This is a genomic window from Cupriavidus sp. 05L310, assembly GCF_056398185.1.
In genome coordinates, this window is sequence record NZ_JBFTOX010000009.1 from 154,702 (window position 1) to 178,143 (window position 23,442).

General features: G+C 65.1%; 23 protein-coding genes. 11 read left to right on the top strand and 12 right to left on the bottom strand.

Annotated elements, in window-relative coordinates; translation table 11 throughout:
• The first annotated feature begins 27 nt into the window (after positions 1-27).
• From AC1DS6_RS08915 to AC1DS6_RS08925, 3 genes are all read left to right on the top strand, one after another.
• Positions 28-651, top strand: coding sequence for a Maf family protein (locus AC1DS6_RS08915; protein ID WP_081861993.1), 624 nt, complete (start codon positions 28-30; stop codon positions 649-651).
• Between the two features lie 124 nt (positions 652-775).
• Entirely contained in the window at positions 776-2,242 is a 1,467-nt protein-coding gene (rng, locus tag AC1DS6_RS08920) for a ribonuclease G (RefSeq protein ID WP_477102451.1), read from the top strand.
• 113 nt (positions 2,243-2,355) lie between these two features.
• Entirely contained in the window at positions 2,356-2,868 is a 513-nt protein-coding gene (locus AC1DS6_RS08925) for a hypothetical protein (RefSeq protein WP_477102452.1), read from the top strand.
• An 81-nt stretch (positions 2,869-2,949) separates the two neighbouring features.
• Here the strand turns inward: AC1DS6_RS08925 and AC1DS6_RS08930 are convergent, their stop codons facing one another.
• The 3 genes from AC1DS6_RS08930 to AC1DS6_RS08940 form a co-directional block, all read right to left on the bottom strand.
• The gene (locus tag AC1DS6_RS08930) at positions 2,950-3,540 is read right to left on the bottom strand and encodes a peroxidase-related enzyme (protein WP_441634402.1); all 591 of its coding nucleotides are present in this window, start codon (positions 3,538-3,540) and stop codon (positions 2,950-2,952) included.
• Positions 3,541-3,623: 83 nt separating this feature from the next.
• On the bottom strand, positions 3,624-5,393 hold the full coding sequence (msbA, locus tag AC1DS6_RS08935; RefSeq protein WP_477102453.1) for a lipid A export permease/ATP-binding protein MsbA: 1,770 nt from the start codon (positions 5,391-5,393) through the stop codon (positions 3,624-3,626).
• Positions 5,390-6,640 (bottom strand): O-antigen ligase family protein, encoded by a 1,251-nt coding sequence (locus AC1DS6_RS08940; protein WP_477102454.1) that lies wholly within the window; start codon positions 6,638-6,640, stop codon positions 5,390-5,392. Before AC1DS6_RS08940 ends, msbA begins: the two co-directional genes overlap by 4 nt.
• Before the next feature lie 11 nt (positions 6,641-6,651).
• Between AC1DS6_RS08940 and AC1DS6_RS08945 the strand changes: the two genes are divergently transcribed.
• Positions 6,652-7,416 carry a glycosyltransferase family 2 protein gene (locus AC1DS6_RS08945; protein WP_441634408.1) on the top strand — a complete coding sequence of 255 codons (765 nt, stop codon included), beginning with the start codon at positions 6,652-6,654 and terminating at the stop codon, positions 7,414-7,416.
• Here the strand turns inward: AC1DS6_RS08945 and AC1DS6_RS08950 are convergent.
• Both AC1DS6_RS08950 and dnaE read right to left on the bottom strand, forming a co-directional pair.
• Positions 7,367-8,620, bottom strand: coding sequence for a glycosyltransferase (locus AC1DS6_RS08950; protein WP_441634410.1), 1,254 nt, complete (start codon positions 8,618-8,620; stop codon positions 7,367-7,369). The genes AC1DS6_RS08945 and AC1DS6_RS08950 overlap by 50 nt on opposite strands.
• 90 nt (positions 8,621-8,710) lie before the next feature.
• Positions 8,711-12,223 carry a DNA polymerase III subunit alpha gene (dnaE, locus tag AC1DS6_RS08955; RefSeq protein WP_441634412.1) on the bottom strand — a complete coding sequence of 1,171 codons (3,513 nt, stop codon included), beginning with the start codon at positions 12,221-12,223 and terminating at the stop codon, positions 8,711-8,713.
• A 182-nt stretch (positions 12,224-12,405) separates the two neighbouring features.
• Here dnaE and AC1DS6_RS08960 point away from each other — a divergent pair, with 182 nt between their 5' ends.
• Complete coding sequence (locus tag AC1DS6_RS08960; protein ID WP_035859395.1) at positions 12,406-13,254, top strand: sulfurtransferase; 849 nt, start codon at positions 12,406-12,408, stop codon at positions 13,252-13,254.
• A gap of 31 nt (positions 13,255-13,285) precedes the next feature.
• On the opposite strand, the gene AC1DS6_RS08965 is transcribed toward AC1DS6_RS08960, so the two are convergent.
• The 5 genes from AC1DS6_RS08965 to rpsP all read right to left on the bottom strand — a co-directional run bounded on the left by AC1DS6_RS08965 (position 13,286) and on the right by rpsP (position 16,453).
• Positions 13,286-13,966 (bottom strand): NUDIX hydrolase, encoded by a 681-nt coding sequence (locus AC1DS6_RS08965; protein WP_045238663.1) that lies wholly within the window; start codon positions 13,964-13,966, stop codon positions 13,286-13,288.
• Between the two features lie 142 nt (positions 13,967-14,108).
• Entirely contained in the window at positions 14,109-14,504 is a 396-nt protein-coding gene (gene rplS, locus AC1DS6_RS08970) for a 50S ribosomal protein L19 (RefSeq protein WP_035859392.1), read from the bottom strand.
• A gap of 75 nt (positions 14,505-14,579) precedes the next feature.
• Complete coding sequence (gene trmD, locus AC1DS6_RS08975) at positions 14,580-15,386, bottom strand: tRNA (guanosine(37)-N1)-methyltransferase TrmD (RefSeq protein WP_441634416.1); 807 nt, start codon at positions 15,384-15,386, stop codon at positions 14,580-14,582.
• A gap of 61 nt (positions 15,387-15,447) precedes the next feature.
• Positions 15,448-16,077 (bottom strand): ribosome maturation factor RimM, encoded by a 630-nt coding sequence (rimM, locus tag AC1DS6_RS08980; RefSeq protein WP_477102461.1) that lies wholly within the window; start codon positions 16,075-16,077, stop codon positions 15,448-15,450.
• 121 nt (positions 16,078-16,198) lie between these two features.
• On the bottom strand, positions 16,199-16,453 hold the full coding sequence (gene rpsP / locus AC1DS6_RS08985) for a 30S ribosomal protein S16 (protein WP_006158390.1): 255 nt from the start codon (positions 16,451-16,453) through the stop codon (positions 16,199-16,201).
• Between the two features lie 144 nt (positions 16,454-16,597).
• Between rpsP and AC1DS6_RS08990 the strand changes: the two genes are divergently transcribed.
• The 5 genes from AC1DS6_RS08990 to AC1DS6_RS09010 all read left to right on the top strand — a co-directional run bounded on the left by AC1DS6_RS08990 (position 16,598) and on the right by AC1DS6_RS09010 (position 21,314).
• Positions 16,598-17,728 carry a PQQ-dependent sugar dehydrogenase gene (locus AC1DS6_RS08990; RefSeq protein ID WP_477102455.1) on the top strand — a complete coding sequence of 377 codons (1,131 nt, stop codon included), beginning with the start codon at positions 16,598-16,600 and terminating at the stop codon, positions 17,726-17,728.
• A 175-nt stretch (positions 17,729-17,903) separates the two neighbouring features.
• Positions 17,904-18,308, top strand: coding sequence for a hypothetical protein (locus AC1DS6_RS08995; RefSeq protein ID WP_441634420.1), 405 nt, complete (start codon positions 17,904-17,906; stop codon positions 18,306-18,308).
• A gap of 264 nt (positions 18,309-18,572) precedes the next feature.
• Positions 18,573-19,061: an NINE protein gene (locus AC1DS6_RS09000; RefSeq protein WP_477102456.1), complete on the top strand. Its 489-nt coding sequence runs from the start codon at positions 18,573-18,575 to the stop codon at positions 19,059-19,061.
• 33 nt (positions 19,062-19,094) lie between these two features.
• The gene (locus AC1DS6_RS09005; protein ID WP_441634424.1) at positions 19,095-20,015 is read left to right on the top strand and encodes a LysR family transcriptional regulator; all 921 of its coding nucleotides are present in this window, start codon (positions 19,095-19,097) and stop codon (positions 20,013-20,015) included.
• A gap of 216 nt (positions 20,016-20,231) precedes the next feature.
• Positions 20,232-21,314, top strand: a complete 1,083-nt coding sequence (locus AC1DS6_RS09010; RefSeq protein ID WP_477102457.1) for a PA0069 family radical SAM protein — start codon at positions 20,232-20,234, stop codon at positions 21,312-21,314.
• Between the two features lie 18 nt (positions 21,315-21,332).
• On the opposite strand, the gene AC1DS6_RS09015 is transcribed toward AC1DS6_RS09010, so the two are convergent.
• On the bottom strand, positions 21,333-21,836 hold the full coding sequence (locus tag AC1DS6_RS09015) for an Lrp/AsnC ligand binding domain-containing protein (protein WP_441634428.1): 504 nt from the start codon (positions 21,834-21,836) through the stop codon (positions 21,333-21,335).
• A 109-nt stretch (positions 21,837-21,945) separates the two neighbouring features.
• On the opposite strand from AC1DS6_RS09015, the gene AC1DS6_RS09020 reads away from it, so the two are divergent.
• Entirely contained in the window at positions 21,946-23,250 is a 1,305-nt protein-coding gene (locus AC1DS6_RS09020; RefSeq protein ID WP_441634430.1) for a D-amino acid dehydrogenase, read from the top strand.
• A 64-nt stretch (positions 23,251-23,314) separates the two neighbouring features.
• Here AC1DS6_RS09020 and AC1DS6_RS09025 read toward each other — a convergent pair.
• Positions 23,315-23,442, bottom strand: a 128-nt coding sequence (locus AC1DS6_RS09025; protein WP_441634434.1) for an acyl-CoA dehydrogenase C-terminal domain-containing protein, incomplete at its 5' end; no start/stop codon positions are given.

Sequence of the window (23,442 nt, forward strand, 5' to 3'; positions counted from 1 at the left end):
GCGCATGCCGCCGGCACATTTCCCCGGATCCCCGACTGCCCTGCCGTGACCCATTCCTTCCTCTACCTCGCCTCCCAGAGCCCGCGCCGGCGCGAATTGCTGACCCAGCTTGGCGTCGCCTACGAACTGCTGCTGGCCGATGACACCGAAGACGCCGAGGCGCTGGAAACCGTTCTGCCGGGCGAGAGCCCCGACGACTACGTGCAGCGCGTATGCGCGCTCAAGGCCGAGGCCGCGCTGCGCCGGCGCGAACGGCGCGCCTTGCCCGACGCCCCGATCCTGACCTCGGACACCACCGTCTGCCTGGGCGGCGAAATCCTCGGCAAGCCCGCCGACGACGCCGACGCCGCGCGCATGCTGGCGGCGCTGGCAGGCCGCACCCACCGCGTGCTGACCGCCGTGACCGTCGTGTCCACGCTTGGCCTGCGCCACGCGCTTTCGGTCTCCGAGGTCAGTTTCCGGCCCATGACGGCCGATGAAGTCGCGGCCTATGTCGCCAGCGGCGAGCCGGCCGGCAAGGCCGGCGCCTACGGCATCCAGGGCCGCGCGGCGGAGTTCGTCGCGCGAATCGACGGCAGCTATTCGGGTATCATGGGTTTGCCCCTGTTTGAGACCGCTTCGCTGCTCAGACAGGCCCAACTGCGGTTCTGAGAACCCCGCCGCCGCCCTTTCCGCTACCCCGCGGCTGCCCTGGCCAAGGCAGCGCCCCGGAGCGCATGGCGGCGCAGTGCGGACAACCCCCTGGCCGGTCAGCCGGCGACGAGTTTCATCCACTATGACTGAAGACATCCTCGTCAACATCACACCGCAGGAAACGCGCGTGGCCATCGTGCAGCAGGCCGCCGTGCAGGAACTCCATGTCGAGCGCACGCTGTCGCGCGGGCTCGTCGGCAATATCTACCTGGGCAAGGTCGTACGTGTGCTGCCCGGCATGCAATCCGCCTTTATCGACATCGGGCTCGAACGCGCCGCATTCCTGCACGTCGCCGATATCTGGCATCCGCGCGACCCGGAAAAAAACGGCAATGCCGCGCCCGTGGCGATTGAGAAGACGCTCTATGAAGGCCAGGCGCTGATGGTGCAGGTCATCAAGGATCCGATCGGCACCAAGGGCGCGCGCCTGTCCACCCAGGTGAGCATCGCCGGACGCACCCTGGTCTACCTGCCACAGGACCCGCACATCGGCATCTCCCAGCGCATCGAGGGCGAGGTCGACCGCGAAGCCCTGCGCTCGCGCGTGCAAAGCCTGGTACCGGCGGACGAACGCGGCGGCTTTATCGTGCGCACCATTGCCGAGGAGTCCAGCAACGAGGAGCTCGGCAACGATATCGCCTACCTGCGCAAGATCTGGGCCTCCATCCGCCAGAATGCCACCACCCTGCCAGCGCCCAGCCTGCTGTACCAGGATCTCAACCTGGCCCAGCGCGTGCTTCGCGACTTCGTCAACGACGCCACCAACGTGATTCAGGTGGATTCGCGCGAGAACTACCAGAAGCTGGTGGAGTTCGCGGAGGAATACACCCCGGCCGTGCTGCCGCGCCTGTCGCACTACACCGGCGAGCGCCCTGTCTTCGACCTCTTCAATATCGACGCCGAAATCGAAAAGGCCCTGTCGCGCCGGGTCGACCTGAAATCAGGCGGCTACCTGATGATCGACCAGACGGAGGCCATGACGACCATCGACGTCAACACCGGTGGCTACGTCGGCGCGCGCAACTTCGACGACACGATCTTCAAGACCAACCTGGAAGCGGCGCACACGATTGCGCGCCAGCTGCGGCTGCGCAACCTGGGCGGCATCATCATCATCGATTTCATCGATATGGAGAACACCGAGCACCGCGACCAGGTGCTGTCGGAACTCAAGCGCGCACTGTCGCGCGACCGCACGCGCATCACCGTCAACAGCTTCTCGCAGCTCGGGCTGGTGGAGATGACCCGCAAGCGCACCCGCGAATCGCTGGCGCACGTGCTGTGCGAGCAATGCCCCGTGTGCACGGGCAAGGGCCAGGTCAAGACGCCGCGCACGGTGTGCTACGACATCCTGCGCGAAATCATGCGCGAGTCGCGCCAGTTCAACCCGCGCGAATTCCGCATCCTCGGCTCGCAGCAAGTGATCGACCTGTTCCTGGAGGAAGAAAGCCAGCATCTGGCCATGCTCGGCGACTTCATCGGCAAGCCAATCTCGCTGCAGGTGGAATCGACCTTCCACCAGGAGCAGTACGACATCATCCTGATGTAGCAGTCCGGGCTGTTTGGGCTCGCCTTCCTTGCGCCATCCACTATAAATAGTGATATGGGATGCGCCTCGCCAGCGCATCGCGCGCGCCGCGACACCGGGCGCAAGGAGTCACCATGAAGAACAAGTGCTGGCCTCTGTGGCCGTGGCTTTTTGTCGCCGCGCTGACGGCATGCACCGTGACACTGCCGCCGGCCCCACCCGCCGCGCGCGCACCTGAGCCCCCCGCGGCGCCCCCCGCTGTTGTCCGCGAACGGCCGACGCCAATTGTTCCGCGCGACATCGATATCTCCGCCAATTGCCAGCGCACCGAGGAAGACGGCTTCCGCGAGGATGCGCATATGCAAGTGGTGAGCAACGACGTGCGCAGTCTGTCCTGGAAACTCTGGGTGGGCAGGCGTGGCTCCTGCCATTTCGATCTCGCCGAGTTCCGCCAGGTGCGCAAGACTCCGCACATCGAACTGCGGGCCATCGACGACAGCGGCTGCACGCTGATGGTGTGGCAGGATCCGCGGCGCGTCACGCTCGCCCATGCGCATTGCGAGCAGCATTGCACCCCGGGCATCTATGAACAGGCGTGGCCGGTACTGTTCAACCCGCGCAGCGGCACGTGCGCGCAGATCCGGTAGCGCGCAGCACGCGCCGGCAATGGGAAACAGGATAAGGAGACGGGCGCGACGGGCCCCGCCTCCGAAGAGCAGCACGCCGCCCTACTTTGCCTTCGGCACGCGCCCCATCAGGTAGAACTCCTCGTTGGGCCGCATGCTGATGGTGTTAGCCATGCGGTTGGACAAGCCGAAGAAGGCGGTGATGGCGGCAATATCCCAGGCGTCCTCGTCGCTGAACCCATGCTTGCGCAGTGCAGCGAAATCGGCATCGCCCACCTCACTGGAGGCCTGGCAGACCTTGAGAGCGAAGTCGAGCATGGCGCGCTGGCGCGGCGTGATGTCGGCCTTGCGGTAGTTGACAGCCACCTGGTCGGCCAGCTCCGGTTTCTTCTCGTAGATGCGCAGGATGGCGCCATGCGCCACCACGCAGTACAGGCATTGGTTGGCGCCCGAGGTGGCAACCACGATCATTTCGCGCTCGCCCTTGGTCAGCCCCCCGTCCTTGAGCATCAGCGCGTCGTGGTAGGCGAAGAAGGCGCGGAATTCGTCCGGCCGATGGGCCAGCGTGAGGAACACGTTGGGTACGAAACCAGCCTTGTCCTGGACTTCCAGGATGCGCGCCCGGATGTCCTCGGGCAGCTCGGCGATGGCGGGAACCGGATAGCGGCTCAGCGGCGGCGTGGATGCGGTCATTGTGGTCTCCTTCGGGGGTATCCCCCTCTTTGCACTGCGCATGAACCGCCCGCAACAGCTGCCGCGGGCAGCGAAAAACCGGATTACTGGGTGGCGAACTGGATCTTGTGGAGTCCGGCGTAGAGTCCCTCGGCCGACAGCAGTTCGGCGTGGGTGCCATGCTCCGCCACCCGGCCGTGGTCGAGCACCACGATGCGGTCGGCGTTCTCGATGGTGGACAGGCGGTGCGCGATCACCAGCGTGGTACGGCCGACCATCAAGGCCTCCAGCGCGGCCTGGACCTGGCGCTCGGACTCCGAGTCGAGTGCCGAGGTCGCTTCGTCCAGGATCAGGATCGGCGCGTCCTTGTAAAGAGCGCGCGCGATCGCCATCCGCTGGCGCTGGCCGCCGGAGAGCTTCATGCCGTTGTCGCCGATATTGGTATCGAGCCCTTGCGGCAGGCCCTTGACCACATCGGTCAGGTAGGCGGCGGCCAACGCGCGCTCGACGCGCACCATATCGATGTCCGCCGCGGGATGCACGCCATAGGCAACATTGGCGGCCACGGTGTCATTGAACAGCACCACCTCCTGGCTGACAAAAGCGATCTGGCGACGCAGGTCTTGCAACGAGAACGCGTCGATCGTCTTGCCGTCCAGCAGGATGCGGCCCTCGGTCGGGTCGAAGAAGCGCGGCACCAGGTTGACCAGCGTGGTCTTGCCGCTGCCCGACGGCCCCACCAGCGCCACCACCTCGCCGGCGCTGACGTTGAAGTGGATGTTGTCCAGCGCCGGACGGGCGGCATCGCCGTAGCGGAAGCCCACCTTCTCGAATACCAGCTCGCCACGCGCGCGCTCAAGCGGCAGCCCGCCGTTCTGCGGCTCGACCGGCTCATCGATCAGGCCGAAGATCATCTCGGCCGCGGTCAGGCCGCGCTGCAGCGGCTGGTTCAGGTCGGTCAGGTGCTTGAGCGGCGAGACCAGCAGCAGCATCGCCATCACAAAGCCGGTGAAGCTGCCCACCGTGGTGTGGTTGGTCTGCGACTGGATCATCGCGATGGTGAGGATGACCGACAGCGCCAGCGCCGCCAGGAATGCCGTGACGGGCTGGTTCAGGCCGCCCGCCACTGCCATGCGCATGGAATAGCCACGCAGGCGCTCAGCCATGGCCGCGAAACGCGACGTCTCATAGGCTTCGCCGCCATGCAGCTTGACCACCTTGTAGCCACCGGCGGCTTCCTCGACCACGTAGGCGGCGGTGTTGGTCAGCGCCTGGTGGTCGCGATTGAGGCGGCGCAGGCGGCGATTGACCTTGGCCATGACGAAGCCGATCACCGGCAGGATCACCGCCACCACCAGCGTCAGGCTCCAGTTGGTATAGAACAGGTAGACAAGGAGCGCCAACACGGTGAGCGAATCGCGCACCAGGGTGATCAGCACGCCGGTCAGGATCTGCATGACCTGGTTGACTTCGAAGATCACCGCATTGATCAGCGACGCCGCGGTATTGCGATGGTAGAACAGCGCGGGCGCATGCAGCATGCGCTCGAACATCTGCATACGCATCTTCAGCAGCACCCGGTTGGAGATCAGGGCGAGCAGGTAGCCGGAAGCGAACTGCGCCACCCCGCGTACCAGTGCCACGCCAATCAGCAGCGCCGGCACGTGCCAGAGCTTGCCGGCATATGCGCCGCCGAAACCGTTGTCGAGCAGGTCATTGACGACCTTCGGCATGATCCCTTCGGCGCCCGCCACAGCCGCCATCGCGATGATGGCAACGATGAAGATGCGCATTTCCGGACGCAGGTATGACCAGACTCGCTTCAGGGTGTCGGCTTCCTGTGCCGGGGGTGCATTTTGTTCTTGGACTTTCACGGTTTCTCCACCCCGTCGGTCCGGGGATACTTTGCTTGTACTGCAGCCAGCCCGAGCAAGAGCCCGATCACGCCGGCATAGAAAACGATATTTGCCTGGTGGGCCATCGTGACCTGGGTCAGGCCGCCAATCAGGCTGGCCATGACGACCGCCAGTCCGGCCGCGGCAAGGCACTCGCCACGCTCGTCGCCCTGGCGGCGGCTCTGGCGCAAGAGCCCGAAGAACAGCCAGGCCGGCACCAGGAAAATCGACATGACGGCAATCAGGCCGGGCACGCCCATGGTGGCAAGCGCCTCCATCACGTCGTTGTGGGCATGCTCCAGGCAGAACTGGTGGCTGCGGCTGACCTGGCAGGCCGGCAGTGCCTCCGTCAGCTGGCGGAACTGGCTCAGGCCGATCCCGCTCCATGGATGCGCTGCGAACGCCGTGGCCGCCATTTGCCATATCAGCAGGCGCGCGCCGGTCGAGGTATCCGCATTGCCGGCCTCGAACTGCGCAACATCCTGGCCGACCAGGTCCACCCGCTTGGCGACCGGGCTGCCCGGCACCAGATAGAGCGCCCCCGCTAACGCCGCCAGCAATGCCACCATGCCGATAAAGGCCGGCAGCCGGATGCGGCGGTAGCGCACCGCGAGCAGCGGGACCATGGTCAGGGCCAGGGACAGCCAGGCGCCACGCGATCCGTTGAGGACCAGCACGGCACCCGCCACCACCAGCCCCCCCCATGCCAGCGCATGGTCGAGCCGGCGATGGCCCGGCCGCGCAAATCCAATCAGCCCGAACGCCGCCACCATATTGGCAAAGGCGATAGGCTGGGTCCACGCCGCCGGGCGGTCATCATGCAGCACCAGGAACTGGTACGCCACGATCAGCAGGCAGGACACCAGCGCCAGTGGAATCCCGTACCAGAGCATGCGGCTGTCCGGGCGATGCCGCAGCACCGCCAGGCAGGTCAGCAGGGCCAGCAGCACGCGCGTGGGGTTATCGATCGCGCTCCAGCGCAGGCCGAAGAGCAGCTTGGATGCGATGCACACCACAAGTACCGCTAGAATGGCTAGCCCGAGCGGGACCAGCAGGGAGCGATACCGCGCCATGGTCAGGCCCATGCCCCGCCAGCCCAGCAGCATGGCCAGCACCACCGCGCCAATGAAGATGCCCGCGCCGCGCGGTACGCTCAGCAGCAGCACGGGGAAAGCAAGGACCAGCCCGTTGGCCAGCCATGCCTGTTTGGTCGCACGAAACACCATAAGCAAACTCTATGAGAATCTCAGTCGTACTAATTACAAAAAACGAGGCACACAATATCCGGGAGTGCCTGGAAAGCGTGTCCTGGTGCGACCGCGCGATTATAGTGGATTCGGGTAGCCAGGACGGGACGGTCGAACTGGCCCGCAGCCTGGGTGCCGAGGTCTTCGAAACCGAGCACTGGCCGGGTTTCGGCGCCCAGAAAAACCTGGCGGTGTCGAAGGCCGACAGCGACTGGATCTTCTCCATCGACGCCGACGAACGGGTCACTCCCGAGTTGCGCGACGAGATCCTCGCGGCGATCGCGTCCGGCCAGGCCGACGCCTACGAAATGCCGCGCCTGTCGCGTTTCTGCGGCCGTTTTATCCGCCACGGCGGCTGGTATCCCGACTACGTCACACGGTTGTTCCGGCGCGGCCGCGCCCGCTTCACCGACGATCTCGTGCATGAACGCGTGATCTCCGACGGCCCCACCGGCAAGCTGAACACGCCGCTGCTGCATTACACCTACGACGACTTTTCGCAGGTGCTGCGCAAGATCGACCAATACTCCACCCTGGGCGCCCGGCAGGGCCTGGCGCGCGGCAAGACGGCCTCGCCCGCCGGCGCCGCGCTGCATGGCGCCTGGGCCTTCCTGCGGACCTACCTGCTGCGCCGCGGCTTTCTGGATGGCGCGCAAGGCCTCGGCGTGGCGCTGATGAACGGCCAGGCCAGCTACTACAAGTACATCAAGCTGTGGTACCTGCAGCAGCAGAAGCGGCAGGAGCAGCCGCGGTAGGGGTTGCCGCCCCCGTGCATGGAGCGCCCAGCAGATCGTCGACGCAAGCGCCGAAAGCTGCCGAGGTCGGGCCAAAGCCCATCTGCTCGATATGGACCGCCGCATAGGCCAGCAGCCGGGCACGCAGCGGCTCGTCCTCCAGCCCGCGGCGAATCGCCTCCGCCAGCGCGGGCACATCGCCAACCGGCGTCAGCAGCCCGGCCTTGCCCTCGGCCAGGATCTCGCGCGGGCCCACAGGGCAATCGGTGCTCACCACGAACTGGCCGAGCGCCATGCCTTCCAGCAGCACATTCGGCAGTCCCTCCATCTTGGAGCTGAATGCCATCAGCCGCGCATGGTGGATCCAGGCATAGGGATTGGGCTGGAAGCCGGCAAAGCTGACGCGCTCGCTGATACCCAGCTCGCGCGCGAGCGCCTCAAGCCGGCCGCGTGAAGCGCCGTCGCCCACCAGCACCAGCCGCTCGCGCAAACCCGTGCCCCTGACCAGCGCCGCGTAGGCCCGCAGCAGCGTGGTGAAATCCTTCTGGCTCTCCTCCAGCCGCCCCACCGAAACGATGTAGGGATGGGCCGGCGGGCTGAACGGTGCCTTGCCGAGCGCGCGAATGCGGTCGAGATCGGTGGCGTTGTAAAGGCGGATGAACTTGCCGGCCGCCTCGGGAATCAGCGCCCGCGCATCCGCCAGCATGGTGTCATTGAGCACGACGATGCGGTCATAGTGCTCGCGGCACTGGCGCCGCAGCTTGCGCAGCTTGCGGCGGTTCTCGCGCTCAAGGTGCGCCACGCTGAAATGCTGGTAGCCAATCATCGGCACCGGCAACCGCCCCGTCAGCCGCGACAGCGACATGTCGTAGTCGATCACCAGGTCATAGTCGCGCAGGATGCCGCGAAAGCGCCGGTTGACCAGCGGCTTGCGCAGCGGCGGCAGCAGCACTTCCTCGTAGATCTTGCCAAGCGGGCCCAGCTTGCCCGCTTTCTTCAGTTGCCGGCAACGCGACAGCCAGGCTTCCGGCGCGAGGATGTGGAGCTTGACGTCGGGCGGCAACAGCGCGCGGAAATGGGTCTCCAGTGCTTCGGTCGGATAGGTCAGGGTCAGGCCTATCTCGAAGCGTTCGCGATCCAGCGAGGCGAGCAGCGACACCAGCGAGGTCTCGATGCCGCCGCGCAGGAAGTGGGTCAGGTGAAAGAGGATGCGTTGCTTAGCCATGCGGGGCTTGTGTGATCCATGGAATGACGGGATGGCAGCAATACCGATCAGGGCGGCGCAATGCCGTTGCCGCCCTGCCGGCAGCCCGGGTCAGCCGTACAGCATGCGAACGTTCTCGCCCGACAAGGCCGAGCGGAAGCTCGCGAGCGCATCCTCGGACGGCGTAACCAGCCATTGCCGGCCCAGCTCCGCCTCGCAGCGGGCACCGGTGGTGGCATAGCTGATGCGCACCGGCAAGCCAGGGCTGTTGGCCACCGTCGCCAGGTAGGGCGTGAGCAGTTCGCGCAACAGCTCGGTAGAGGCATTGCCATTGAAAGCCAGGCCGACCGCTTCGGCGTACTTGGCGCGCGCCGCCACCAGGTCCATCACCGATTCGGCGGTGAAACGCACGCCGCCGGTAAAGGTGTCATGGCGGGCGTTGCCTTGCACGATCACCATCTCGTCCTCGCGGAACATATGGCGGTTGGCGTCGAACAATTCGTTGAACACGGTCATCTCGACCTGCCCGGTGCCGTCGTCGAGCAAGACGATCAGCATCTTGCCGCGCTGCGTCATCTGGGTACGCATGCCGGTAATGACGCCGGCGATCACCTTGCCGCGCACATCGCGGCCATAGCCGCCGCCATTGCCCTGTACTTCCTTCTCCAGCCCGGCCAGCGTGCCTTTGAGGAAGCGGCCGACTTCGTCACGATAGGCATCGAACAGGTGCCCCGAGAAGTAATACCCCAGGGCCTGCTTTTCTTCCTGCAGCGTGCGCTTGGGCGCCCAGCGCGGCTCGTCGACCAGTTCGGGACGGTGCGATTCACCGGCGTCGGCCATCAGGTCGAACAGCGAGACCTGGTTGGCCGACTCAGCCTTCTGCTCGGCGGCCTCCATCGCGAGCGACACGGAGGCAAGCAGCTGGCCGCGATTGTCATTGAGGCTGTCGAAGGCGCCGGCGCGGATCAGCGCCTCGATGGTGCGGCGGTTGACCTGGCGGCGGTCGACGCGCTCGCAGAAGTCGAACAGGTCGGTGAAGGGCTTTTCCTCGCGAGCGCGCAGGATGTCTTCGATGGCGCCCTGCCCCGAGCCCTTGATGCCGCCCAGGCCGTAGCGGATCGTCTTGGCATCGGTCGGCGCGAAGCGGTATTCGCTGGCGTTGACGTCGGGCGGCAGCACCTTGAGGTGGTTGAGCTTGCAATCCTCGTGCAGGATCTTGACCTTGTCGGTGTCGTCCATGGCGAGCGACATATTGGCTGCCATGAATTCGGCCGGATGGTGCGCCTTGAGCCAGGCCGTGTAATAGGCCAGCAGCGCATAGGCGGCCGCGTGCGACTTGTTGAAGCCGTAGCCCGCGAATTTCTCCATCAGGTCGAAGGTGTCGTCGGCCTTCTCGGCGGTCAGGCCGTTCTTGGCCGCGCCCGCGCGGAACAGCTCGCGGTGCTGGGCCATTTCCTCGGCCTTCTTCTTACCCATGGCGCGGCGCAGCAAGTCGGCGCCGCCCAGCGAGTAGCCGCCGATGATCTGCGCCATCTGCATCACCTGCTCCTGGTAGACCATGATGCCGTAGGTCTCCTTGAGCACCGGCTCGACGCGCGGGTCCGGGTACTCCACCTTCTCGCGGCCGTGCTTGCGCGCGCAGAAGCTGGGAATCAGGTCCATCGGGCCCGGGCGGTAGAGCGCCACCAGCGCGATGATGTCCTCGAAGCGGTCGGGCTTGGCGTCCTTCAGCATGCCCTGCATGCCGCGGCTTTCCAGCTGGAACACGGCTACCGTGTTGGCCGTCTTGAGGATGTCGAAGGCGGGGCCATCGTCGAGCGGAATGTGGCTGCAGTTCCAGTCCGCCCTGGTCGGATCGAGCCGGCGGATATAGCGTTCGGCCCAGTCCAGGATGGTCAGCGTGGTCAGGCCCAAGAAGTCGAACTTGACCAGGCCTGCCGCTTCCACGTCGTCCTTGTCGTACTGGCTGACCACGCCGCTCATGCCGTCGTTCTGCGCGCCCTGGGTATAGAGCGGGCAAAAATCGGTCAGCTTGCCTGGCGCGATCAGCACGCCGCCGGCGTGCATGCCGACGTTGCGCGTCATGCCTTCCACGCGCTGCGCCAGCTCCAGCAACTGGCGCACTTCCTCTTCGTTCTTCTCGCGCTCGGTCAGGAGCGGCTCTTCCTTCTTGGCTTCCTCGATGGTGACGAGCTTGCCCGGCTTGAACGGAATCAGCTTGGCGATGCCGTCGACGAAACCGTAGCCCAGGTCAAGCACGCGGCCCACGTCACGCACCGCGGCCTTTGCGGCCATGGTGCCGAAAGTCGCGATCTGCGAGACGGCTGCGTGTCCGTACTTCTCCTTCACGTAAGTGATCACCCGATCACGGCCGTGCTGGCAGAAGTCGATGTCGAAGTCGGGCATCGAAACCCGTTCCGGGTTCAGGAAACGTTCGAACAGCAGCGCGTATTTGAGCGGGTCCAGGTCGGTGATGCCGAGCGCATAGGCCACCAGCGAGCCAGCGCCGGAGCCGCGCCCCGGCCCTACCGGCACGCCATTGTTCTTGGCCCAGTTGATAAAGTCCGCCACGATCAGGAAGTAGCCTGGGAAGCCCATCTTGATGATGGTGCCGGTCTCGAACTCCAGCCGGGCGTAGTACTCGGGGCGCTTGGCCTCGCGCACAGCCTCGTCGGGGAACAGCACCGCCATGCGCTTTTCCAGGCCTTCCTTGGCCAGGTGCACGAGGTAGTCGTCGAGCGACATGCCGTCGGGCGTGGGGAACAGCGGCAGGCGCGGCTTGCCCAGTTCCAGCGTGAGGTTGCAGCGGCGCGCGATCTGTACCGCGTTTTCCAGCGCGGACGGGATGTCGGCGAACAGCGCGCACATCTCGTCCTGGGACTTGAAATACTGGTCGGTGGTGAAGCGCCGCGTGCGGCGCGGATTGGCCAGCAGTTCGCCTTCGGCGATGCAGGTGCGGGCCTCGTGCGCGGTGAAGTCGTCGGCGGTCATGAACTGCACCGGATGCGTTGCCACCACCGGCAGGCGCATTTTGGCCGCCAACTGCACCGCCTGCTGCACATAGGCATCGGTGCCGGGCTGGCCGGCACGCTGCAGTTCAATGTAGAAACGCTGCGGGAAGACCTTGGCCCAGTGCGCCGCGGCTTGTGCCGCTACCGCCTCATTGCCATTGGCCAGCGCCACGCCGATATCACCGCCCATGGCCCCGGAAAGAGCAATCATGCCAGTGGCCAACGGCAGGCCCTCTTCACCGGCCTCGTCAAACCAGGCCGGATCGATCTCGGCGCGGCCGCGGTACTGGTTCGACAGCCATGCGCGCGACAGCAGCACGCACAGGTTGAGGTAGCCGCGCCGGTCCTGGACCAGCAGCAGCAGCCGCGTGGGCTTGTCGCGATCGTCGGCGTTGGTCAGCCAGACGTCGGCGCCGACCACGGGCTTGACGCCGCCGCCGCGCGCTTCCTTGTAGAAGCGGATCAGGCCGAAGGCGTTGGCCAGGTCGGTCAGGGCGAGCGCGCCCATGCCATCGGCGGCGGCGGCCTCGACGGCGTCCTCAAGACGCACGATGCCATCGACGACGGAGTATTCGGAATGGAGACGGAGATGAACGAAGCGAGGTGCAGACATGGGCGTAATTGTACCGGCTCGGCATGTCCTCGCCCGCCTTCTTTGCGCCACGGACCGCACGGCAAGACCAACCCGGCCGCTCGGAAAAGACCAGCACGAGGCCTTCAAGGCGCTATAATTTCGCCTTTCCAATCAGGCAGTTACCGCGCGGTCACAATGCGCGGGCCGGGCGTGCGCCACCTATGCAGATCGTAAACATCTCCGCTTACAAATTCGTCACGCTGGACGATATCCCGGCTTTGCGCCCGGAAATGCGCGCGCGCTGCGAAGCCCACGGGCTCAAGGGCACCATCCTACTCGCGCCGGAAGGCATCAACCTGTTCCTGGCCGGCGTGCGCGAAGCCATAGACGGCTTCCTGGGATGGCTCCACGCCGACCCGCGTTTTGCCGACATCGCGCCCAAGGAGAGCCTGTCGGAGAACCAGCCCTTCAAGCGCATGCTGGTGCGCGAGAAGAAGGAAATCATCACCATGAAAATGCCGCTGATCCGCCCCGAGGCAGGGCGCGCGCCTGCGGTACGGCCCGTGGAGCTCAAGCGCTGGCTGGACCAGGGCCATGACGACGCCGGCCGCCCGGTGGTGATGCTCGATACACGCAATGCATTCGAGGTCGCGGTCGGCACCTTCGAGCAGGCGGTCGACTACGACATTGCCAAGTTCAGCGACTTCCCGCCGGCCATCGCGGCACACAAGGCGGAGTTCGAGGGCAAGACCATCGTGTCGTTCTGCACCGGTGGCATCCGCTGCGAGAAAGCCGCCATCCACATGCAGGAGGCCGGCATCGAGCACGTCTACCAGCTCGAAGGCGGTATCCTGAAGTATTTCGAGGAAGTGGGCGGCAGCCACTATCAGGGCGACTGCTTCGTCTTCGATTACCGCACCGCGCTCAACCCGAGCCTGGAGCCCGCCGGACCGAAGCAGTGCTTCGCCTGCCGCGCCGTGGTCACCGCCGAGGAGCAGCAAAGCCCGCACTATGTGGTGGGCAAGAGCTGCCCGCACTGCATCGGCCAAGACCAGGCTGCCGCGGCCTGAGATCGCTCCCTGTACGGCTGCCCGATGGCAATCAGGCAGCCAGCAGATGGTAGAGGTTGCGAAGCATGCCGGCGGTGGCGCCCCAGATAAAGCGGTGGCCGCCGTCTTCGCGCGGGAAGGGCATGGCGTAGAACAGGCGCTCGCCGTCCACCCAGCGGAACAGACGCTGCTGGTGATGGGAAGGGTCCATCAGGAACCCCAGGGGAACCTCGAAGACATCGGCGACCTCGCGCGCATCGGGGCGCAGCGTGAAACCGTCGCGCACCAAGCCCACCACCGGGCTGACATGGAAACCGGTGCCCGTGATGTAGTCGGGCAGAGCGCCCAGCACCTCCACATAGTCGCGCACCAACCCAACTTCTTCTTCGGTTTCACGCAACGCCGTGGCAACACGGTCGATATCAAAGGCTTCGTGCCGGCCGCCCGGGAAACTGATCTGCCCGGCGTGCGAACTCAGGTTGGCATTGCGTTCGGTCAGCAGCACGGTCAGCCCGTCGCCCCGCTCAACCAGAGGCACCAGCACGGCCGCGTCGCGCAGCTTGAGGCTGCGATCGTAGGCACGCGATTCGTCAGTCAGCTCGGGCGCCCACGCCGGCGGCGACTGCAGCCGGTGGCGGATGAACTCGGGCTGCAGGCGCGCATCCGCAAGCGGCGGATGCCGGGTATCGGTTGCGACGATGGGGAGGGATTCGGGATCGAAGGCAGGACGCATAATCGTTGTGAGTATGACAGAAGCCGGCCAAGCCGTTCTTCATGCACCGCAGCAAAATACCGTGCGCAGACGCAAAAAGGGCACCCGAAGGTGCCCTTTTTGCGCAGCCACGACCGGCAGAACCGATCGTGGCGACAGCGGCTTACTCCGCAGCAGCAGCCTTGGCCGGTGCCGACTTGTATGCCAGCTTTTCCTTGATCCGCGCGGACTTGCCCGAACGCTGACGCAGGTAGTACAGCTTCGCGCGGCGGACGTCGCCACGGCGCTTCACTTCGATCGCTGCGATCAGCGGCGAGTACAGCTGGAACGTACGTTCCACGCCTTCACCCGACGAAATCTTGCGCACGATGAAGGACGAATTCAGGCCGCGATTGCGCTTGGCAATCACCACGCCTTCATAAGCCTGCACGCGCTTGCGGCTACCTTCCACCACGTTCACGCTGACGATCACGGTGTCGCCGGGTGCGAATGCGGGGATGGTCTTGTTCGCGGTCAGGCGCGCGATTTCGTCTTTCTCGATCAGCTCGATGATGTTCATCGTTTTTTCTCCTTGTCCATCATGCCGACGTTGTATGCCCCAGGCATGGCCTGGGCCCCGGCAGAGGATGGGGTTTCACCTGGCGGGAGCGAACTCCCGCCCTTCTTTCGCCAGCCAGGCCGACAGGAATTTCTCGTCGGCCCGGCTCAGCAACCCTTGGCTGCGCGCTGCCTCGATCAGATCGGGGCGCTTCTTCGCAGTATTCGCGAGCGCCTGCTGGCGCCGCCACTTCTCGATCTCGGCATGATGGCCCCCGAGCAGTATCTCGGGCACCCGCACACCTTCGTATTCTTCCGGCCGCGTATAGTGCGGACAGTCCAGCAGCCCATTGACGAAGCTGTCCTGAACCGCCGACTGGGCATCGCCCAGCACGCCCGGCAAATGCCTGACGACCGCGTCGATTACGGCCATGGCCGGCAACTCGCCACCCGACAGCACGAAATCGCCGAGGCTGATTTCCTCATCCACGCGCCGCTCGATCAATCGCTGGTCGATGGCTTCGTATCGGCCACAAAGCAGCACAAGGCCGGGACGCTGTGCCAGCGACATCACCTTCCGATGCGTCAGGGGCGCGCCTTGCGGCGACATCAGCACCACATGCGGCTTCACCGGCTCGCCCGGCACATCCGTGGCGGCTTGCGCCGCCAGTTGCGCCGAACATGCCGCGCCGATCGCATCTTCCAGTGGCTTGGCCAGCATTACCATGCCAGGACCGCCGCCGTACGGGCGATCATCGATCGTACGGTAGTTGTCGCTGGTGAAATCGCGCGGATTCCAGGTGCGCAGCGTATAACGCTGCTGCTTGGCCGCCCGGCTGGTGATACCCCAGTCGGTCAGCGCACGGAACATCTCGGGAAATAGCGTGATCACATCGAACTGCATCCGCCCCTCCCTATACTTGCCCACCCGGCCGCCGCCAGCCGAGCGTCCGTTGCCGGACCGCTCAGTAGTCCAGGCCCCAGTCGACCACCACGCGTCTGGCCGAAATATCGACCGAGCGCAGGAATGCGTCGACAAAGGGGATCAGGCGCTCGCCTGCCTTGCCGTCAGGCAAGGTATGCGCTACCTGCAGGATCTGGTGCGCGCCGTTGTCGATCAGGCCGGACACTTCGCCCAGCGACTCGCCCTGCTCATTGAACACGGCGCAGCCGATCAGATCGACCCAGTAAAATTCGTTTTCATCCGGCGCGGGGAAATCCTCGCGACGAATCCAGACACGGCGACCCTTGAGCGCTTCCGAGTGGTCGCGGTCGGACACGCCGTTCGCCTGGGCCACCACGGTACCGCTATGCTCACGGGATTGCACGACCTTCACGCACAATGCCTCCGATGCCACGGCATCGGCCGCGCCCACCAGGCCTGTCGGCGGGGCTTTCAGCAGCCACCAGCGGCGCGCATGCAACAACGCGCTCGCATCGTCGGCGTGTGGCTGGACCTTGATCCAGCCCCGTATGCCATAAGCTGCGCTGATGTAACCGACCTCGATCAGGTCGTCCGGCAGCTTATCGGTAAACGCCAGCGCAGCCGGAAACCCAGCTACGCCCTGCGGCTTGAAACTCGCCTTTTCCTGCACACCGGCCTGGGGCCGGGCCGAGGGCTCGAGCGGCACATTGAGCGGCCGCCGCGCCGGGACGCCTTGCTTGCGTTCTGTCACGTGTCGTTTGCCACGCGTCGCGAAACGCGCGTCACAACAATCAGGCCACAGCCTTGGCGGCGTTCTGCTTGACCAGACGGGCAACCGTCGGCGACAGCTGGGCGCCAACGCCGGTCCAGTACGTCAGGCGGTCTTGCACCAGACGCAGGCCTTCTTCGCTTGCCGAAGCCAGGGGATTGTAGAAACCAATACGCTCGATGAAACGGCCATCGCGACGATTACGCGAGTCAGCAGCGACGATATTGAAGAAGGGGCGCTTCTTGCTGCCACCGCGAGCCAGACGGATTACGACCATGGTTTGATTCCTCAGAAAACTTGATGTTCGAACACGAAACGCAAGAGTATAGACCAAATCCCGAGCCCAAACAAACACTTAGAGCGATTGACTCGACACCTGGCGACAGGCATCGTGGCGAAAACCCCGACAGGAGATCTTGCCGTGCGTTCCTACCTTCACATTCGCGCCTTCCGCGCCCTGCTTGCAGCCACTTTCGCCGCGGCGGCCTGGTTCAGCCCCAATGCAAGCGCGGGCACGGCCCTGCCGCTGGAGCAGATCCAGCTGCCGCCGGGGTTCCGCATCGACATGCTGAGCCAGGATGTGCCGGAAGCACGGGGCATGACCATGTCACCGGCTGGCACCCTCTTTATCGGTAGCCTTGGCCAGGGCAAGGTCTATGCAATCAGCAACGCGCTGGCGCCTGACCCGAGGGCAAGGACAATCGCCACCGGCCTGACCATGCCGGTAGGCGTGGCCTTCCGCGACGGGGCCCTTTATGCGTCCTCGGTCTCGCGCATCGTCCGGCTCGATGACATCGAAGCCCGGCTCGACACCCCGCCAAAACCGATCGTGGTGAGCGATCGCTTCCCTTCCGAAACCCACCACGGCTGGAAGTTCATCGCCTTTGGTCCGGATGGCTATCTTTATGTCCCGGTTGGCGCACCCTGCAATATCTGCAAGCCTGATGAAAACCGCTACGCCAATATCATGAAGATGAAGCCCGACGGGTCCGACCTGCAGGTAGTAGCCAGGGGCGTGCGCAATTCGGTGGGCTTTGACTGGCACCCGGTCACGCGCCAGCTGTGGTTCACGGACAATGGGCGCGATCAACTGGGAGACGACGTGCCAGACGACGAACTCAACCGCCTGACCCGTGCCGGCCAGCATTTTGGCTATCCATACTGCCACGCCGGCAGCGTCGCGGACCCTGAGTTCGGCAAGCAGCGCAACTGCTCGGAGTTCGAGCCGCCGGCCGCAAAGCTGGGCGCGCATGTCGCCTCGCTCGGGATGCGCTTCTATACCGGCTCACAGTTTCCCGCCGAATACCGGAACAATATTTTCATTGCCGAGCACGGCAGCTGGAACCGTAGCACGAAGGTCGGCTACCGCATTGTCCGGGTAGTGCTGAACGCGAGTGGCCAGGCAGTGCGCCAGGAAGTCTTCGCGCAAGGCTGGCTGCAAGACGGCAAAGCCTGGGGCAGGCCGGCCGATGTCCTGGTCGCCCCGGATGGTTCGCTGCTTGTCAGCGACGACACGGCGGGCGCCATTTACCGTATCCGCTACGCGCCGTGAGGCGTTGAAACGCCACTCCCCGCATTGCCCGCAGGCAAGCTGCGAAACGTACCGGGTGAGGCGAAACAATCCGTTACACCAGTAACGGCTTTTGCATATGCGTCCCGAAGGCCCGTGCGTACCATGAACCCATATCTCGAACAACTCACCGCGCGACAGGATACTGGGATTCCGCATGCTCCCCCGCACCTTCCTGCGCGACTCGGTGGCTGGCATCCTGTTGGCCGTTTCAGTGCTCGGCCTCAATGCTGTCAGCCATGCGCAGGTCGCGTTTTGGCAACACAGCCGGCCCGAAGGCCGGACCGCGGGCAATGGTAACGCGCGCGGCCAGGGTGGCTGGGAGATGGCTAGCGTACGCGCCGAACGGCAAGACCATGTGCGCGCCCAGATCGAAAGAATGGAAGCCCGAGCCCGCGCTGATGACCGCCTTAACGGTCGCCCCTTGCCTCCCCAGGAGCGCGATGACGAGCGCGGCCGCCCACCCGATCGCAACGCGCAAGGCGACAACGCGCGCGGCGAGCAGCGCGGTCCCGGCACCGGCCCCGGCTGGCAGGCGCGGGGACGCGACGGCGGCCGTTAGGTCCGCCTGACACCTGCATTTCCCTCCCCCGCCTGTTTGCCCTCCAAACGGCGGGATCCGCCTCCCTTTCCCCTACCCCCCTCCTCCCGGCTGTGCCGCGCACGGAACTCCCGTATGCTTCGCCGTCCGACGCGCATCGCTCCCGGCCTTCCCGCGCCCGCGCCTGAGGCCAGCGTACAATGAGCGCCGGTGCCAGCTTGACTGGCATTGATCTGATCTTGCGCCGGCCGCCCCCTGGCCGGCCATCAACCTAGTTGCCGCCTCATGCCTGCCGCTACCCAAGTTCCAGCCGCCACCGCACTCGTCAAGCCGCTTCCGGGCAAGTCCAAACTGCTCACGGTCGCGCTTGCCTTCCTGTTCGGCAGTTTGGGCTTGCATCGCTTCTACCTGGGTGGTTTGCGCGACAAGTTTGCATGGGCTCACCTGCTGGCGGCCCTGGCCGGGGTCGTCGGCGTCATTTCGATACAGACTGGCGCCGGCACGCCGGCCTTGGACTGGACCTTTGCCATCGCCGGTGGCACATCGGTGATCAGCGCCTTCCTGGCAGCCATCGTGTACGGCCTGCGCCCGGACGATAGATGGGATGCCCGCTTCAATCCCCATGGCAAGCCGACCCGGTCTGGCTGGCCGGTCGTGATCCTGGTCATCCTGTCGCTGCTGATCGGAACCGGCCTGCTGATGGCCGGCCTGGCCATCAGTTTCCAGACCTTCTTCGAATCCCAGGTCGAAGCCGCTCGCGCCCTTTCGCAGTAATTAGCACTTCCAAGGCCCAGGGGCCCAGGCGCCATGCACTTCGACCTGCTGGATATCGCGGTGTTCGTGCGCGCGGCGGCGCTGGGCAGCCTGTCGGCGGCGGCGCGCGATCTCGGGCTGTCCACGTCATCGGCCAGCAGCCGCCTGGCGCTACTCGAACAGAAGCTCGGCACGCGGCTGCTGCACCGGACCACGCGGCGCATTTCGCTGACCGGAGACGGACAGCGCTTTCTTGAGCATGCCGGGCAATTGCTCGACACGGCCGACCAGGCCGCGCAGTCGGTAGGCCGGGGGGCGGAAGCACCACACGGAATACTGCGCGTCACGGTGCCCGCATCCTTCGGCCGCCAGCATGTCTCTCCGGCCATCCCAGCCTTCCTTGCCGCCTACCCCGGCCTGACGCTGGACCTGCGGCTGACGGATCAGGTGATCGGCCTAGTGGAGGCCGGGGTAGACGTGGCGCTGCGCATGGGTGCCCTGCCCGACTCATCGCTGGTGGCCCGCCCGCTTGCCCCGAGCCATCGCGCCATTTGCGCCTCGCCCGCCTACCTTGCCGCCCATGGCACGCCACGGCACCCGGAGGATCTGCGCAACCACAATTGCATCGTGCTTGGCGACCAGGCCTCCTGGCAGTTCGACACGGCGCTGGGCAAGACCGCGATTGCCGTCAGCGGCAATCTCCGCACGGACAACGGCGAGGTCATCCGGGATGCGATCCTGGCTGGCATGGGGCTCGCGCTCAAATCCACCTGGGATGTCGGCCCCTACCTGCGCAGTGGCGCGCTAGTCAACGTGCTGCCCGATTATCCGGTGCTGCCGTCGGTATCGATCTGGGCGGTCTACCCGAGCCGCCGGCAGGTGCCGGCAAAAACCCGCGCCTTTACCGATTTCTTTGCGGCGCGCTTCGGCTCCCCGCCCTACTGGGACCGCCCCGAGGCAGCACCGCCTGCCTGACTGGCCTGGCTCCCGCACCGCAAGACACACCTGGCTGTTTTTGCAAAGTGCTGCAGCAGGAATACCCATTGCCGAGCCGCCGTCCCGCACAGACCACGTCGTGCGCGATTCTCAAAATCTTCCGCTTCCAGGGACATCCACCCTTTACTCCTTGCCGGCGAGCCGTTGAGCACTGTATATTTATACAGTATCAATCGTAGCCGCAGGACTGCCAACGTGACGACCCGACCTCCCTCCTCCAGCCCGCTCAAAGGCCGGGCGGCGCGCTCGAACAACGTCAGCCGCTTCGATGCATGGACCCGCGAACGGGTCGACGATGAGTCACGAGCCCTCGATGAGCCAGAGATACCCCAGATCCAGACCATTGTTTTCACAGAGAAGGCGAAACGCATCGTCTCGCGCAACCAGTCGCCGGACCTGCCCTTTCATGCTTCCATCAATCCTTACCGAGGATGCGAGCACGGTTGCATCTACTGTTATGCCAGACCCAGCCATGCCTATCTGGGACTTTCGCCGGGCCTCGACTTCGAAACCCGCCTGTACGCGAAGGAGAACGCCGCCGAGCTGCTCCAGGCCGAACTAGGCAGCCGCGGCTACACGCCATCGGTCATCGCGCTGGGCGCCAATACCGACCCTTACCAGCCCATCGAGCGCAAACTCCGCATCACACGGGGCATACTGGAAGTGCTGGAACGGTTCAACCATCCGGTGGCCATCACGACCAAGTCGGGGGTTGTCACGCGCGACATCGACATCCTCCAGCGCATGGCGGCCAGGAACCTGGTCCGGGTCCATATGTCGGTCACATCGCTCAACAATGAGATAGCCCGCACGCTGGAACCGCGGGCGAGCGCACCGGCACGTCGCATCGCAGCCATCGCGTCGCTGAGTGAGGCCGGGATTCCCGTGGGCGTGATGGTGGCGCCCGTCATCCCAAGCCTGACCGACCCGGAAATGGAGTCCATCCTGGAGGCGGGCGCCAACGCTGGCGCGAAGACAGCCGCCTATATCCTGCTGCGGCTGCCGCGCGAGGTAGCGGATCTGTTTTCCGAGTGGCTGGCCACCTACCATCCGCTGCGCGCCCGGCATGTCCGTAGCCTGATCGCGCAGATGCGGGGCGGCCAGGCCTACGACTCCAACTTCGGCACGCGCATGACAGGTACCGGCATTTTTGCCGAACTGCTGCGCAAGCGTTTCAAGCTGGCCTGCCAGCGCCATGGGCTAAACGCCGAACGCCATCCCCTGACTACCGAACATTTCTCAAGGGCCGGTGCAACGCCACAGATGTCATTGTTCTAGACAGATGCCGGCAGGGTCTCAGGCGTGCGGTGCCTTCTCGTCGACCGCGATCGCCAGCGTCTCCTTGATCTCCTCCATCACCACGTAGCTCTTGGACTGCGCGGCGCCGGGCAACTGCAGCAGGATGTCGCCCAGCAGCCGGCGATACTCGCCGATCTCGCGGATGCGGGCCTTGATCAGATAATCGAAATCGCCCGATACAAGGTGACACTCCAGCACCTCGGGAATACGCAACACCTCGCGGCGGAACTGCTCGAACATATTGCCCGACTTGTTGCCAAGCGAAATCTCCACGAACACCAGCAGGCCACTGCCAAGGAGCACGGGATTCAGGCGGGCGTAGTAGCCCATGATGACGCCGTCGCGCTCCATGCGCTTGACCCGCTCGATGCACGGCGTGATGGTCAGGCCAACCGCTTCCGCCAGCTCTTTCATCGACATGCGGCCGTCCGCCTGGAGCAAGGCCAGGATCTTGCGGTCCAGCCGGTCCAGGCTGCGCACGGGCTGACGACTTGTTCTCATTAGTTCTTCCTGTTTCCTTAAAAATTACGACAACTATGACTGCACATATTTCAATAGTATAGAGATAAATACTCTATCCACACTATTTCTTGGTTGTGAGCCCCCGACTATGCGCGTTCTCGTTCTTGGCAGTGGCGTAATTGGCGTGACCAGCGCCTGGTACCTGGCCCGTGCCGGCCATGATGTCACCGTGATCGACCGCGAGGCCGCGCCCGCGCTTGGCACCAGTTTTGCCAATGCCGGCCAGATCTCGCCGGGTTACGCGTCGCCGTGGGCAGCGCCTGGCGTGCCGCTCAAAGCCATCAAATGGATGTTCCAGGAGCACGCGCCGCTCACCATTCGCCCGGACGGCTCGCTGTTCCAGCTGCAGTGGATGTGGCAAATGCTGATGAACTGTACCGCCGACCGCTATGCCGTCAACAAGGAACGCATGGTGCGGCTGGCCGAGTACAGCCGAGACTGCATCCGCACCCTGCGAGCCGATACCGGCATCGCCTACGAAGGCCGCCAGCAAGGCACCCTGCAGATCTTCCGCACCGACGAGCAGCTCGACGGCGCGGCCAAGGACATTGCGGTGCTGGAGCAAGCCGGCGTGCCCTACCAGTTGCTATCGCGCGAAGAACTCGCCGCCAGCGAACCAGCCCTGGCCGCCGTCAGCCACAAGCTGAGCGGCGGCCTGCGGCTACCCAACGATGAAACCGGCGACTGCCAGCTGTTCACCCAGAAACTGGCGGCGATGGCCGAAGGCCTGGGCGTGAAGTTTCAATACAACCGCTCCATCGACGGCCTGCTGACCCGGGGCGATGCCGTCACCGGCGCCATGATCGGCGGCGAGCCCGTCACCGCGGACCTGGTGGTGGTGGCCCTGGGCAGCTGGTCGACGCCGTTCGTGAAGAACTTCCTGCCGGGCCTGTCGAACCTCCCGGTCTATCCGCTCAAGGGCTTCTCCCTGACGGTGCCGATGACCGATGCGGACCGCAGCCCCGTCTCCACGGTGCTCGACGAAACCTACAAGGTTGCGATCACGCGCTTCGACGATCGCATTCGCGTCGGCGGCATGGCCCAGATCGTCGGCTACGACCGCACGCTCGACCCGGCCAAACGCCGCACCCTGGAACACGTGGTGACCGACCTGTTCCCCGGCGCCGGCGACGTCAGCCGCGCCAGCTTCTGGACCGGTTTGCGCCCGATGACGCCGGACGGCACGCCCATCGTCGGCCCCACGCCGCTCAAGGGTCTCTGGCTCAATACCGGCCATGGCACGCTGGGCTGGACCATGGCCTGCGGTTCGGGCAAGTTGTTGTCGGACCTGGTGTCCGGCACTTCGCCGGCGATCCGCGCCGACGACCTCTCGGTCGCGCGTTATCTCAAGCGCCCGGGAACTCGCGCCGCGCACCGTCCTGCGGTGGCCTGATCCGCCAGAACTGAAAAGGGCGGCCCCGCGGGGCCGCCCTTTTTTTGCCTGCTACCGGGCGATCTCAGAACTGCGCTTCGCTCAACGCATTGACCGGCACCGCGCCTGCCACGACGGCATCGCGCAAGGCCGACGCCTGCGACAGGATGTGCTCCGCGAAGAAATGCGCGGTCGCGATCTTGGCATCGCTGA

Coding starts and splice junctions, on each gene's coding strand:
- rng (WP_477102451.1), top strand. CDS start 776: ATGACTGAAGACATCCTCGTCAACATCACACCGCAGGAAACGCGCGTG.
- AC1DS6_RS08925 (WP_477102452.1), top strand. CDS start 2,356: ATGAAGAACAAGTGCTGGCCTCTGTGGCCGTGGCTTTTTGTCGCCGCG.
- AC1DS6_RS08930 (WP_441634402.1), bottom strand. CDS start 3,540: ATGACCGCATCCACGCCGCCGCTGAGCCGCTATCCGGTTCCCGCCATC.
- AC1DS6_RS08940 (WP_477102454.1), bottom strand. CDS start 6,640: ATGGTGTTTCGTGCGACCAAACAGGCATGGCTGGCCAACGGGCTGGTC.
- AC1DS6_RS08945 (WP_441634408.1), top strand. CDS start 6,652: ATGAGAATCTCAGTCGTACTAATTACAAAAAACGAGGCACACAATATC.
- AC1DS6_RS08950 (WP_441634410.1), bottom strand. CDS start 8,620: ATGGCTAAGCAACGCATCCTCTTTCACCTGACCCACTTCCTGCGCGGC.
- dnaE (WP_441634412.1), bottom strand. CDS start 12,223: ATGTCTGCACCTCGCTTCGTTCATCTCCGTCTCCATTCCGAATACTCC.
- AC1DS6_RS08960 (WP_035859395.1), top strand. CDS start 12,406: ATGCAGATCGTAAACATCTCCGCTTACAAATTCGTCACGCTGGACGAT.
- AC1DS6_RS08965 (WP_045238663.1), bottom strand. CDS start 13,966: ATGCGTCCTGCCTTCGATCCCGAATCCCTCCCCATCGTCGCAACCGAT.
- rplS (WP_035859392.1), bottom strand. CDS start 14,504: ATGAACATCATCGAGCTGATCGAGAAAGACGAAATCGCGCGCCTGACC.
- trmD (WP_441634416.1), bottom strand. CDS start 15,386: ATGCAGTTCGATGTGATCACGCTATTTCCCGAGATGTTCCGTGCGCTG.
- rpsP (WP_006158390.1), bottom strand. CDS start 16,453: ATGGTCGTAATCCGTCTGGCTCGCGGTGGCAGCAAGAAGCGCCCCTTC.
- AC1DS6_RS08995 (WP_441634420.1), top strand. CDS start 17,904: ATGCTCCCCCGCACCTTCCTGCGCGACTCGGTGGCTGGCATCCTGTTG.
- AC1DS6_RS09000 (WP_477102456.1), top strand. CDS start 18,573: ATGCCTGCCGCTACCCAAGTTCCAGCCGCCACCGCACTCGTCAAGCCG.
- AC1DS6_RS09005 (WP_441634424.1), top strand. CDS start 19,095: ATGCACTTCGACCTGCTGGATATCGCGGTGTTCGTGCGCGCGGCGGCG.
- AC1DS6_RS09015 (WP_441634428.1), bottom strand. CDS start 21,836: ATGAGAACAAGTCGTCAGCCCGTGCGCAGCCTGGACCGGCTGGACCGC.
- AC1DS6_RS09020 (WP_441634430.1), top strand. CDS start 21,946: ATGCGCGTTCTCGTTCTTGGCAGTGGCGTAATTGGCGTGACCAGCGCC.